General features: G+C 55.6%; 10 protein-coding genes. 2 read left to right on the top strand and 8 right to left on the bottom strand.

All coding sequences use genetic code 11. From position 1 onward, the window contains the following. Positions 1-15 precede the first annotated feature (15 nt). On the bottom strand, positions 16-3,108 hold the full coding sequence (locus ACRQU7_RS18235) for a hypothetical protein (RefSeq protein ID WP_444642476.1): 3,093 nt from the start codon (positions 3,106-3,108) through the stop codon (positions 16-18). Positions 3,109-3,124: 16 nt separating this feature from the next. Next, positions 3,125-3,892, bottom strand: a complete 768-nt coding sequence (gene rlmB, locus ACRQU7_RS18230; protein ID WP_038326090.1) for a 23S rRNA (guanosine(2251)-2'-O)-methyltransferase RlmB — start codon at positions 3,890-3,892, stop codon at positions 3,125-3,127. A gap of 228 nt (positions 3,893-4,120) precedes the next feature. On the opposite strand from rlmB, the gene ACRQU7_RS18225 reads away from it, so the two are divergent. Further along, entirely contained in the window at positions 4,121-5,218 is a 1,098-nt protein-coding gene (locus tag ACRQU7_RS18225; RefSeq protein WP_444642473.1) for an NlpC/P60 family protein, read from the top strand. Positions 5,219-5,323: 105 nt separating this feature from the next. Here ACRQU7_RS18225 and ACRQU7_RS18220 read toward each other — a convergent pair whose 3' ends face one another. The 6 genes from ACRQU7_RS18220 to ACRQU7_RS18195 all read right to left on the bottom strand — a co-directional run bounded on the left by ACRQU7_RS18220 (position 5,324) and on the right by ACRQU7_RS18195 (position 11,891). Then, complete coding sequence (locus ACRQU7_RS18220; protein WP_444642471.1) at positions 5,324-5,584, bottom strand: HPr family phosphocarrier protein; 261 nt, start codon at positions 5,582-5,584, stop codon at positions 5,324-5,326. Positions 5,585-5,587: 3 nt separating this feature from the next. Continuing rightward, a complete protein-coding gene (gene pfkB / locus ACRQU7_RS18215) occupies positions 5,588-6,496 on the bottom strand; it encodes a 1-phosphofructokinase (RefSeq protein ID WP_444642469.1) in 909 nt (302 codons plus the stop codon). 34 nt (positions 6,497-6,530) lie between these two features. Further along, positions 6,531-7,796 (bottom strand): zinc-binding dehydrogenase, encoded by a 1,266-nt coding sequence (locus ACRQU7_RS18210; protein WP_444642467.1) that lies wholly within the window; start codon positions 7,794-7,796, stop codon positions 6,531-6,533. Between the two features lie 41 nt (positions 7,797-7,837). Then, entirely contained in the window at positions 7,838-8,290 is a 453-nt protein-coding gene (locus tag ACRQU7_RS18205) for a PTS sugar transporter subunit IIA (RefSeq protein WP_444642465.1), read from the bottom strand. Positions 8,291-8,324: 34 nt separating this feature from the next. Further along, a complete protein-coding gene (locus ACRQU7_RS18200) occupies positions 8,325-10,418 on the bottom strand; it encodes a BglG family transcription antiterminator (RefSeq protein ID WP_444642463.1) in 2,094 nt (697 codons plus the stop codon). A gap of 87 nt (positions 10,419-10,505) precedes the next feature. Beyond that, positions 10,506-11,891, bottom strand: coding sequence for a PTS mannitol transporter subunit IICB (locus tag ACRQU7_RS18195; RefSeq protein WP_444642461.1), 1,386 nt, complete (start codon positions 11,889-11,891; stop codon positions 10,506-10,508). 512 nt (positions 11,892-12,403) lie between these two features. On the opposite strand from ACRQU7_RS18195, the gene ACRQU7_RS18190 reads away from it, so the two are divergent. Beyond that, a complete protein-coding gene (locus ACRQU7_RS18190) occupies positions 12,404-13,291 on the top strand; it encodes a DNA-3-methyladenine glycosylase family protein (protein WP_444642459.1) in 888 nt (295 codons plus the stop codon). Positions 13,292-13,359 lie beyond the last annotated feature (68 nt).

Below are 13,359 nucleotides of genomic sequence, written 5' to 3'. Positions count from 1 at the left end.
CAATCCGTGTTAAAATCAAGGCTTGCGAAGCCTGGGCACAATCAGGATTGCCGCCGCCCAGAACAGCTCGTAAATCATCAGCGCGGTGACGGTCAGCTGGCCGAGCCCGGAATAGCAGGTCAAAAACGCGACCAGCAGAAGGCCGAGAATCACCGCAACGTTCTGCAGGGCAAGCGCAATGGAGATGTTGCTGCGCTGGCGGACGCACGCCGTCAGCAGACGCATCATGGCGGTCGGACGGCCCTTTGTGGCCATGACCGCTTCGGAACGCTCCTGCGGGGAAGCCGTCATTTCGGTATAGATGCTCCCCAGCCGCTCGGGCAGCACGCGCACGGAGTGTTCTTCCAGCCCGAAGCATTCCGCCAGCAGAGCCGGGGTGATGTTCGGGTCGCAGGTGCGCACGATCAGGCTGATGCCGTTGTCTTCCATGCGCCTTAGCTCCATGGCGCGGCGGCGGTCGGAATTGTAGGAGACCACAAACATGGCGACCAGTTCCCCGCCGGAGGCCAGATAAACGATTCTCTTTCCGGTGCGGATGTATTTTTCTTCATAATCGCGCGAGGGCGGCTCAATGCTGTGGGCTTCCATCAGCTTGCGGCTGCCCACCAGAATCCTTCGCCCGGAAACCCACCCGGTAACGCCCTTGTCGTCCTCATAGACCGTATTGTCGATTTTCGGAAGCATGTCGCGGCGGCTCTTGATGATCTGGTCGAACAGGTCGCTTAACGGCCCGCCCACCGCGCACATCAGGGCGGTGGCGTCCACAATGGCGTCGTCGATGCGCTGCCCGCCGAAGGTTTTGATCGCGTTCAGCACGACGGTCCCCTTGGGGAACAGCTCTTTCGCGTCCACCAGCACGGCGTTGACCCCGCTGAACCGGTCGATCGCGGGATAGCCGACGATCATTGCGCCGCAGCGGGCGGCGATACGGCTGACCCGGTTGACCGGAAGGTTGACGCTGAGCATATTGACAAAGGGGACGCAGATGCACGCGGCAGCCGCGAAGGCGGTCAGCGCGCTAAAAATATCCTTAAATAATATGAGCGTAACAATGCACAGTATGAGAGAAGATACGAATCCGATGGGAGCCGCTACCTGTGAGGACTGCTCGCTTGGGTCCGGCTCATAGGAAAGGCTTAGGAACTGTTTCAAAAAATTCGTCTTTGTCTGATAGGCGATGACCGGCGCGTCCATCACGCAGCCGCTCGTCATCTGCAGCGCGATGTTGTGGTCGTCGAAAAGCTGCACGGCCTGTTTCTGGTCGGGCGAGGCGACAAAATGGAAATTGCGGTCGATCCGCCTGGCAAAGCTGAGCTTCCCTGCGGCGTTTAAAAACAGGGCCATCACCACAAGAATAGAGTACAGATGCAGATTCCCGGTCTGCAGGCTCTGCACGGAAAACAGCAGGGAAATATTCTGGATGAGCGCGGCGATATCCGCAACGGCGACGCCGCTGTCCGCGTTGGCCTGGAACGTTACCAGCCCCTTTAATCCGTTCAGGATGGGCGTGATGCTGAAAGCGGTGGCAGTCAGCAGGAATACAAGGTTCAGAATTATGTACGGCTGCGCTCCCGTCCAGTCCCGGACCGCTTCCGGCAGCAGGGAGGAATAATCCCGCAGGACACCGGAAATAAGGAGAATCACAAAGCTGATGCCCGTAACGGCCAGCCGGAGATACAGCGTTCGGATATTGGCGCTGAGGTCGTGGAAGATGGAGGGAGCGTCCGACGGACTCTGGTAGTCGTCCAGCTCCTCCGGCTCGCCGGGCAGGTTGTCGGTGGAGTCGTTGTCCTCTTCCTCGTTTCCGAACACGCTGAAGCTTTTCTTTTTCTCCGGTTTGGCTCCGTCCTCTTCCTCCGGCTGGAAAGAGCTCTCGAGCGCTTCTCCTTCTTCGGGGTCCATGGCCAGGGAAGGGACGGGCTCGGGGAAGGGGATGGGCTGCGGAGCTTCGTCGGAAAAAACTTCCGCCTGCTCCGTGCCTTCCTCCAGCACGCCCGCGCCGCCGGACGGTTCGACGGGAATCCGGATCGGCGGCGGAGGCTGCTTCGGCTTGGCGGGCGGATAGCCCGCCGCCGCTTCAGACAAAACTTCCTCATAATTATTCAGCTGGATAAAATGAACGGGTTTTCTGAAATCCGCCCGGTAGCTGCGGACGTTTTCCGCCGACCGCGGCACCGGCTTCCCCGGTTCCCTGACGGGGGGCGGAGGCGGGACTTCTTCCTTTACCGCCGGCGCCGCCACAGGCTCCTTGACAGGCTCTTCCGAAAGCCGGCAGCGGATGGAAGGAACGGCGTCGGGCTGGAACGGCGTCTGCGGGGTCATCGGCGGGGCCGGCGGCTGGAACACCGGTTCCGGGTGAGGCTCACGTATTTCCGGCTCCGGCGCGGGGCCGGGCGCTATCTCCGGCTTTGGCTGGGGAGCTGGACCGGGGGCGGGCCGCGGTGCGGGAGGAATCACGGTGGGAGCATACGGCTCCTCGGGTTCTTCCGGCTCCGGCGGCGGTTCTTTTGCCTTCGGACCTTCGCCGGCCGGCTGGTCCTCGTACAGGGAAAAGATATCGTCCTCATCCAGGCCGACCTGGCTCATGATTTTTTTCACGCGCTTTTTGCGTTCGCTGTGAAGGCGCTCAAACCGTTCGGCAACCTCGTCGTCCACCACGTCGTCGCCGGTTTCGCTGAAAAGATAGGAAAAGACCGAGTCTCCCTCTTTCTTCTCCGAATGGGGCACGGGGGGCTCTATTTTTCCGTATTCCGCGCGGTAGTCCTCCAGCGACCGCAGCTGAAGGCCGTAGTAAATGTCTCCGTCCTCCTCCGGCTCCGGAAAGTCCTGCTTGCGGCGTTTGAAAAATCCCCTGCCGCGGCCCTTTGTCTTTTCCGGTTCCGGCGCGGCGGGGTGCTGCGGAAGGGAGGACACTTTTGCGTCCAGAGCGATTTTTGCCTGCCGGGCAATTTCCTCCGGTGTGGCAACCGCTTTTTTTCGTCCCGGGTCAGCCTTTGCCTTTTGTTCGGTGGGCGCAGGCTCCTGTTTTCCTGTTTCCAAAGTGCGCGCTTCCGCTAAAATCTCGTCTAACGAAAATTTGTCGCGCGGAGCTTTTTGATTGTCGCCCATATTGATCGCTCCTGTATTATTTTGTCTTAATCCCACTGCGCTGGCGTGCAATTTCATAACAGATGATGCCGCAGGCGACCGAAGCATTAAGCGAATTTATTTTACCCTTCATCGGCAAAGATATGACAAAATCACATTTTTCTTTTACCAGCCGCCCGACACCCGCGCCCTCGGAGCCGATCACAATGGCGGCCGGGCCGGAATAATCCACGCCGCACCAGGGCTCTCCGTCCATATCGGCGGCGTAAATCCAGACGCCGCGCTTTTTCAGCTCGTCGATGGCAGCGGTGATGTTCGTCACCCTGGCAACCGGGACGTATTCCACCGCGCCCGCGCTGGCCTTTCCGACCGCGTAGGTCAGGCCCGCCGCGCGCCGCTTGGGAATGATGACGCCGTGCGCGCCGGCGCATTCCGCCACCCGCAGAACCGCGCCCAGGTTGTGCGGGTCCTCCAGCTCGTCGGCCACAATGATGAACGGGGGCTCGTTCCGCTCTTCGGCAAGCCGGAAAATATCGTCGACGGTCGCGTATTCCCTGACCGCTGCTACGGCGACCACACCCTGATGATTGGCGTTGCCGCACAGGAAATCCAGCTTTTTGCCGTCCGCTTCCTTAATGGCGATCCCTTTCTCCTTTGCCTTGGCGATCAGCGCGCTCAGGCTGCCGGTGTGCGCCCCGCGGACAACGTAAAGGCTGTCGATGCTGCGTCCGCTGCGCATGGCTTCGCTCACGGCGTTCCTTCCCGCAATAATATCGTCGCCGCGCTGTTTTTTTTCTTCGTTCATCTATTTTTACTCCCTATTTTCATAAATATGGCACAATCTTCCAAAATTCGCCCGGAGTCCGGGAAAGGGCGGATTTTCCCCGCCTACTTTGAATTTCAAATTAACTATACATTTTCTATTTTAGCAGATATGGACATGCCCGTCAATGAGCGGAACTTCAAAACTTTTCCGGTTTGCTCATACTTTTCCCCGTCTGTGCATAGGAAAGATTCAGGAGGTACGGCAATCATGATCGTCACAAGACATAGTATTCCGCGAATTATCATAAAAAAACGGTTTTGGGCAGCCGCCGGCATCCTGCTGATGGTGCTTCTTCTGATCGTTTCCGTTGTAAAAAGTTGCGCCGGGCAGAAGGAAAGCCTGAGGGAATACGCGCTGGAAACGGTGTCGGAGGATTTCAAGCCCCTGGTTTCACAGGTGCTCCTGCGTACCCCTCAGGGGGAACAGATCAACACACAGCTGCTGTATGCCGTCTACATCACCCTGTTTGACAACAGCCGGTACCCGAACAAAAGCAATGTGAGGGAGCGCCTTGTAAAATGTTTCTATAGAGAGGAAAAGGATACGCCCATACCCTTTGAGGATACGGACGGGATTTTTGAGAGGATCGAGCTGGAATTCGGCCTTTCGGTCGACAGTGCGCAGAGGAAGTCGATGACGGGACTGAGTACGGAGCTGGCGCCCGGGTATGTCGATTCCGTTTCCCTGCTGCAAAAAAATCTGAAAAGCGGGGATGGGCTGAAAAACAATATCGGCCTTGCCAATTTCGCCTGGAACGCGCTGGCCTGCAAAAGCGGCTACGTTTACGGGGCGGTCGGCCAGACGATCCGGATGCCCTTTCTGCAAAAACAGCAGCAGCGGTTCGACGGGGTGGACCGGGCGGACCTGAGCGGGGAGCAGGTAAACGCCATCTACCTGAATTTTGGGGGGAGGCCGGGCTTCGACTGCAGCGGGCTGATCAAGGCGTATTGCTGGCTGGACGAGTCGACGGGGGAAATCTCCGCAAAGCGGCAGGGCGCTCTGCCGGACTGTACGGCGGACGGCCTTTTCGAGTCGGCTGAGGTCAAGGGCGATATTTCCGCGATGCCGGACACCCCGGGGCTGGCGGTCCACAGGAGCGGCCACATCGGCGTTTATGTCGGCGGGGGCGAGGTGATCGAGGCCAGGGGGAACCGGTACGGCGTTGTAAAGACCGAGCTTGCAGGGCGCGGCTGGGAACATTATCTGCAGGTGCCGACCCTTACCTATGTCAGGGACGGAACCTACAGAATACAGGACCGCAAGGTCGTTCTGTGCGACGGGAAAATTGAGGATGCAGAAGAATAGAGCAAGAGACCGGCGTCAATGCAGAAGCATTGACGCCGGTCTCTCCAGATGGAAGAAATTGTGCGTGAGTGAGATGGAGATGTATCATCATGAAATCTTGTAATCTTATAAATTTGCCCTGAAAAAGGCCTGAATATCCTTGAATGTCTGCTCCTCGTCGGAGCCTTCCACCGTAACCGTAACCTCTTCGCCCTTTTTGGCCGCAAGGCTCATAACGGAAAACAGTTTTTTTGCGTTTCCTTTTTTTCCGGTTTTGCTGATGGTGACTTCCGAGGCGTGCTTCTGTGCTTCCAGAACCAAAAGGCCGGCGGGTCTGGCGTGGATTCCTTCCTTATCCTGAATGACATAGCGGAACTCTTTCATCATTTTTCACCCCTTTATTGTTTTAAGAAGAGCGGAAACTTCTTTTCCGGTCGCAAGGTTTTCGGAAAATGCGCTGGCGCTTCCGGCGGCGATCCCGGTATGGAAGGCTTCGAGAAGGCTCCTGTTTTTCAGGTATCCCGCCAGGAAGCCGGCCACCATGGAATCCCCCGCGCCGACGGTGTTGACAACCCTGCCCTGCGGGGCCGCGCTCTGATAAACGCCGCCTGTTTCACTGACAAAGATTGCTCCGTCGCCGCCCAGCGACACAAGAATGTTGCACGCGCCAAGCACCTGAAGGTCCTTGCAGGCCAGGATGATTTCTTTTTCGCCTTTCAGCGCCCGTCCGCTCAGCTCTTCGAGTTCCTCCCGGTTGGGCTTGATCAGAAACGGCCGGAATTTCAGGACATTCAGAAGCAGCTGCCCGGTGGCGTCCACCACAATAAGGATCTTTTTTTCCTGCAGCCGTTCCATGATGGTCTCATAGGTGTCGGCCGGCAGGGAGGAAGGAATGCTGCCTGCAAGAACGAGGATATCTCCGTCGGAAAGGGAGCTGAGCTGCAAAAACAGTTCGTCAACTTTTTCCGGAGGGATGGGCGGGCCGCCGCCGTTCACCGCTGTTTCGCGTTTGGAACGGATTTTCAGGTTGATACGGGACAGTCCGCCGTCCAGCCGGATGAAATCGGTGTTGCAGCCGAAGGACCGTACGCCCCGTTCGATTTCATCCCCGGTAAATCCGGCGATGAAGCCGAGCGCCGTGCTGTCGATCCCAAGGTTTTTCAGCACAATGGAAACGTTGATTCCCTTTCCGCCGCTCAGGATTTTTTCACCGCTGCTCCGGTTGATTTCGCCCTCGCGAAAATCAGGGACATCCGTGATGTAATCGAGCGCGGGATTAAATGTTACGGTATAAATCAATGGTGTGTACCCCCGCAGTCCTATTGATAAGTTTTCAGCCGTTCAGTCCGTAATGCGCAAACAGAATCTGTTCCGCTTCGCTGTTCCACAGGCCGCTGTGCTTTTCGCAGCTGTCCGCCAGCTTTTTGAACAGCTCATCCTTTTCGCCTAAAGCGCGGAAATCGTCGATGGCCGTCAGCGGCAGATTGATATGGGTGTAAATCAGCTTTTTGCCGCCGGGGATAGAGGGCAGGTTTTCGGTTGCGTCGGCGACACAGTCCAGGCCGCCCACATGGGTGACCATCACCGACGGATTGATGGTTCCGGCGGCGGACAGGTCGAGCGCTTCCACAAGGTCGTCGGTGTTGCCGCCGGTGGAGCCCATGATGTGGGTGCTTATATAATGGGTGTTATACATATTGATATTGGCGGAAAACTTGTTGTCCGTCGGGCCCGCAAAGAAATTGAGGCAGCCGTCAAAGGCGAGCAGGCTGTCCGCCTGTTCTACCAGAGGACGGATGGGCGCCATGACGAGGATGTCGTCGTAGCCCTTGCCGCCGGTCAGCGCTTTCAGGCCTTCGTACTGGTCCGCCAGCTGATTCGGATTGACATATTTCAGCGTTACGCCCTGCGCGGCGGCCTTGGAAACCGGGACCACCGTTTCCGCGCGCGCGATGCGGTCCTCGCTGACGTCGGTCACAACGACCAGGTGGGGCTTTTTCTCAAGGCAGATGGCGTATTCCACCGCGCCTAGGCCCATGGGGCCCGCGCCGCCCATGATCAGTAGCGCACCGTTTTCTTTGACGCCGGAGGCGTGGTCGTAATTGCGCTTATTGGTGTGGTAGTTGGAATGGAAGCCGCCGATGATACAGGACATCGGCTCGCCGAGCGAGGCCTCAAAATAGCTGGGGCCGTGGTAGTGCAGCAGGCATCCCAGCTCCATCACCTCGTGCGGGATGATGCAGTAAGTGCAGTCCCCGCCGAAAAATTCATAGGAATAGCCGGGGGAATTGAGGCTCCCCTTGTAATTCAGGGCGGGCTGCTGGGCGAATTTTTCGCCCGGGGTGAATTCATCCTGCCACTTTGCCCCTACCTTTACAATGTCTCCGGCAAATTCATGCCCGACAATCACGGGATTCGTGTCAATATTCTGAGGGGCGCGCTTGTGCTTTTTCCCCTGCTTTACCAGCTTATAGGTGGACATGCAGATACTGTCGCTGACAACCTTGACCAGTATTTCATCGTCCTTTATTTCCGGCAGCTCGAATTCCTCAAGCCGCAAATCGTCTGCTCCATACATTCTGACTGCTTTCGTCTTCATAGTGATTCCTTTCTCCGGCCCAAGCGGCCGGAAGCCAAAATTCAATCGCCGCTGAATAAACGGTAAATCTGATCGGCGTCCCCGCTTTTTACAAGGGATTCCACCTTCTCCGGCGTATCCAGCTTCTCAACAATATTTCTTAAAATTTCCAGATGCTCGTCTCCGACCGCGGCGATGCCCACCACAAGGTAGACGGTTTCGCCGTCCCATAAGATCCCGTCCGGATACACCAGGACCACCAGCCCGGAGGACGCGATTTCCTTTTTCACTTCGCTTTCTCCGTGGGGGATGGCGATGCTGTTGCCGATACAGGTAGAGAGTTTTTTCTCTCTCGCGAGCATGCCGTCGACGTAGGGTTTTGCGACATAGCCGCTTTCGACCAGCAGCTCTCCCGCGCGCCGGATGGCCTCCTCTTTGTTTCCGGCGCTGCAGTTCAGGATAATGTTCCGCTTCATCAGAAGCTCCGGCTTTTTTGTGCTTTTCTTAAAAAACATAATGTGTGTACCACCTTCTTTGAATGGACCGGCTTCACAGGTAGAGCTCTTTGATTTTCTGTGCAAAGTAGCCCTCCAGGATCTCCTGTATTTTTGCGTAGGAAACGTCCCGGTCCCCGGATTTGAGCGCGTTCAGAAAATCTTCGTCTTCAATCAGCGCGCTGCTGAGTTTCCCCATCATCTGGCTGTTTTCCTTCCCGTCGGAGCCTGTGGGGATGAGCATGACGACCGCCAGCACGGCGCCCTTTAAATATTCGCTGCAGAAGGGAGGATGGTTGGGCAGGATTACGGAGAACACCGGTTTTCTTACGCCGCCGGTCCTCGCGTGAAGCAGGGCGAACTGATAGCTGACCACCACCTGTGAACTGATTTTCTCCCTGGCGAGAAGATCGTTGAAAATCAGCCTGCGGTCTGTGTCGCTGTCGCCGAAGCGCTGGCTTGCCTGATTGACAAGCTCCGCGAACTTGATGTTCTCATCCGTGTACGAAATCCCGAACTGAGAAAGCACGGACTGGATGCTTTCCGCCATATCCCAGGTTTTGTGCAGGTGGCCGGAGGAGCTCCCGTTCTTCGTTTCAGGCGGGAGCTGACCCGTTTCCACATAGGCGCAGCGGTTGATCTCTTCCCGAATTTTTTCCAGATCCTCATCTGTAGGCAGGGGGCTGACCAGCAGATACGGGTACGGAATATCCTTGAGGGGAAAGGAGGAGACGAGGATGTCGATATCCGGCGGGGTCCCTTCGGCCAAATCCTCCTGTGCGTATGTCTTTAGCAGGACATCCGCCTTAAACGTGTTTTTTATGCGGGAGGACATCAGATAGGAAATCCCGATTCCGCTTGCGCAGACAACGCCGATAGTGACGACCTTGCGCTGGAGCTTTCTCTCTTTCAGGCGGATGACCGCCGCCCCGAAATGGGTGGCAAGGTAGCCTGTTTCCGCGTCGGGTACGGCAAAGCCGTAGCTTTCCCAGATGACCTGCGCGGCATTTTTGCTTTTCTCAAAGATATCCGGATACATGGCGCGGATCTGGTCCAGCATATTGTTCTGGATGGCCATGTTGTGCTTGAGCCGGATCAGGGTGGGGTCCAGGTGGACGATCAGCCCGCTCAGCAGGACTTCATCCGTTTTCAGCTCCTGAGCCATCTCCGGGTCGAACCGCTCGATCATCCGGTAAATCATGCGGATCAGGTCATAATGGTCGATAAAGAAATCGTCGTCCGGATTTTTATCAATATATTTTTGTTTTGCACTTTTAATATGGATACAGATATATGCCCTTTCCTCGTCGCAGATTTTGAACTGGAAAGAATCCTCCAGCATATCCGCGATGGTGTCGGCGAGCACATAGTCCTCAGTTGCTTTCAGTTTTTCGATGGTTTCCGGTTCCATGGAGATTGTTTTCTGTCTGATAATTCTTTCTACCGCGATGGAAAGATAGATGACCAGCCTGAAGCGGGAGGATTCCGTGAACCGTTCCAGCTTCCTGTTCGGAATCGTTTTCAGCGCGGAGATCACCTGATTGAAAATTTTGGCATCCAACAGGGGATAAACGTCTATTTGCTCAGCCGGGTTTCCGCTGATACCGGAAGATGCCTCCCAGTATTCCTCGCGGCCGATATTTTCATAAATAAATTGGGAAAGCGCCCGGCGGTAGGCTTCCTCGGTGCCTTCCAGAGCAACACCGTAGCCCTGCCGCCGGGATAGATCCAAATCGTTTTCCCGGAACCAGTCGGCAATGACGTCCATGTCATTGCTGACGGTCCCTTCACTGACTTTGAACAGATTAGAGTAATAGTAAAGCTTCTGTACGCTTTGATTTTTCAGAATCTCCAGAATCAGGCGTTTCCTTCTGGATTCCTTATCCATGGGTTCCGGTTCCTCTTCACTGAGAAGCGCCTGGGCAAGTCTTTCCCTGTCCTGTTCGCTTCCTTCCAGCCGGATTCCCACCCCTGACTTTGCGTTGATTTTCAGGTGAAAGGCGCGAAGCTGGGAGTCGACGTTTTCCATATCGCGGAAAAGCGTCCGCTTGCTGGTGTTCAGCAGAGAAGCAAGCTCGCTTACAGAAACGGGCTCCGTATTTTTCAGTAAAATACGGAACAAATGATTTAAACGCGGTGTAAAAGTCATTTGTAACCCCTCCTGATACCCAATGGTACTATTTTTTGCGCGCTTCGTATACCGTGTTTATGTACGGATTGAAACCGGTTTTCTTTGCTATATTGCCGAAGCGAGGCCGCCCAGCTGATTGACCAGCTCGTCATACTCCGGCGCCGCCATAAAGTTGGTAATGGTTACGAGCTGCGCGTTCGGAACGGCTTTCTTCACTCTTTCCATCAGCTCGTGATGGGTAACGACGATCTGAACGTCGCGCGGAATGTCCTCGATCGAGGAATGGAGAACCTGAATGTCCAGACCGGCTTCCCTCAGCTTTTTGCTGAGAACGGTTGCGCCCATTGCGCTGGAGCCCATGCCTGCGTCGCACGCGAAGACGATTTTGCTGATGTTGACTTTGCGCAGAGCGGGTGCGGTTTTTCCGGCTTTTCCGGCCTTCATTGCCTTTACTTTGTCTTTGGCTTCGTCAAGGTTGTCTTCGTCCTTCGCCGTTGCCTTCAAAAGTACGAACGAAAGCGCGAAGCTGACTGCCGCGGCGCAGGTTACGCCGACAATGGTAGAAAAGAATCCGCCCCTCGGGGTCATCAGAAGAAAAGCGATAATGCTGCCCGGAGCCGCGGGAGCGACGAGTCCTGCACCCATGATACCCTCTACAAAAGAACCGGTAATGCCGCCGGCAATAACTGCCAGAAACAGAATGGGGTTCATCATGACAAAGGGGAAATAGATTTCATGGATACCGCCGAGGAAATGGATGATGATCGCGCCGGGAGCGGAGCTCTTCGCCGAGCCCTTTCCTGCGATACAGTATGCAAGCAGCAGTCCAAGGCCGGGGCCCGGGTTTGCTTCGAGCATAAAGAAGATGGATTTGCCGACCTTGCCGGCCTGCTCAATTCCGAGCGGGGTCAGGATGCCGTGGTTGATCGCGTTGTTGAGGAACAGAACCTTCGCGGGCTCAATAAAGATCTGTGCCAGCGGCAGCAGGCCCGCTTTTACGAAGAAATCGACGCCGGCAGCCATGCCGTTGGTCAGAGCTACGCACAGAGGGTTGATCAGCAGGAACGAAATGATTGCGAGGATGCCGCCGATGATGCCTGCTGAGAAGGTATCGACCAGCATTTCAAAACCGGCTTTGATTTTTCCCTGTACCAGATTGTCAAACTGCTTGATCAGATAGCCGCCCAGAGGACCCATAATCATAACGCCGAGGAACATTGGGATGTCCGCGCCGATGATTACGCCGATGGAAGCAATCGAACCGACGACGGCGCCTCTCTGTCCGCCGACCATGCGGCCTCCTGTGTAACCGATCAGGAGCGGAAGCAGGTACTTCAGCATCGGGTCCACCAACGCCGCAAGCTTTTCGTTCGGCGTCCAGCCGGTGGCGATAAACATTGCAGTGATAAGGCCCCACGCAATAAAGGCACCGACGTTCGGAATAACCATGCCGCTTAAGAATCTGCCGAAGCTTTGAACTTTCTCTCTCATTATTTACTCCGCCTTTCAATAAATTGTTCCGAAATATTTCTGCTATGATTATAAGCCGGAGCGTAATACTTTCTCAAGAGAAACAAAAACAGATTTGGCACACGGAAATGATGCCAAATTTTAATAACTGCAATTCTATATTTTGTGCAAAGTGCCAGATTTGATTTTTGCGGAGCCAAAAAATCCCCATGGAATCCCGCTTTGAAGCGCCAAAAAATGGAGACGGGCCGCCGCCTTTTCGACTCCTATACAGAGAGTAACTGGAATATGCGCCGCTTTTTTCCAGTCGTGGAGCCATTTATACACACAGTATTTGCAAAAGTTTACATAACGTCGTGGAATACTCCCGATTCTCTGTTGAAAACTCTGTTGAAAATGTTAATAAGTGTGGAAACCACCCCGCTTTCCCGGTTGTGAATAGGAAATGTATACATAATTATGTCAACCCGCCATTTAAAACTTTGAAAACAATCAGTATTCTAACCTTTACCTAACTGTGCTATAATCATTTTGTGATAGAAACGGAAGCAAAGCTTTCCGGTCTGCGGACGAACCGGCAGACTGCGGCAGAGCCGCGTAACGCTTTGGAAAAGGGGGACGGATCTACGGGGAAGAAAACAGACAGCTTCGATCTGGAGCAGACGCTGGACTGCGGGCAGTGCTTCCGCTGGGACAGGCAGAAGGACGGTTCCTACACGGGCGTCGCCTCCGGCAGGATTTTAAATATTTCTGAGGAGAACCGGGAACAGGCGCTGCGGGACCCCTTCTGGCGGAATTATTTCGATCTGCCGCTCGACTACGGGAAAATCCGGGAAGACCTGGCGGCAGGCGACGCCGCGCTGGCCCGGGCGGCCAAATTCGCGCCCGGCATGCGGATCCTGAATCAGGAGCCGTGGGAGGCGCTGTGCTCCTTCATCTTTTCGCAGAATAACAATATTCCGCGAATCAAGGGAATCGTGGCACGGTTCTGCACCGGCTTCGGCGAAAGGATCGGGGAAGGCGTTTTCGCTTTTCCGAAAGCCGAAAAAATCGCGTGCCTGCGGGAGGAAGAGCTTGCGGAAATCCGCTGCGGGTTCCGCGCCAAATATATTCTGAGCGCCGCGCGCAAGGTGGCGCAGGGAGAAGTCGACCTGGAAGCGCTCAAAACCGCGCCGCTCCCCGAAGCCCGCGAACGCCTGATGACGATTCACGGCGTGGGGCCAAAGGTGGCGGACTGCACCCTGCTTTACGGGCTGCACCGGCTGGAGGCGTTTCCGATGGACGTGTGGATGAAGCGCGCGATGCGGGTGCTGTTTCCCGGCAGGGAGCCGGAAAGCTTCGGCCGCTACGCCGGGATCGCCCAGCAGTACATCTTTCATTACAGCCGCAGCAATCCGGCACTGTTTGAAAAGGACGCCTGACGCAGGAACGCCCGGTTTGAAGGGATTTTGCGGGTTGTTAAAATTTAATCTTTCCCTTTCCCTTTTTT

The organism is Caproiciproducens puteiluti (assembly GCF_052442865.1).
Lineage (GTDB): Bacteria > Bacillota > Clostridia > Oscillospirales > Acutalibacteraceae > Caproiciproducens.
Note: the sequence above shows the minus strand (reverse complement) of the source record. Positions and strands in the feature narration are given on the sequence as shown.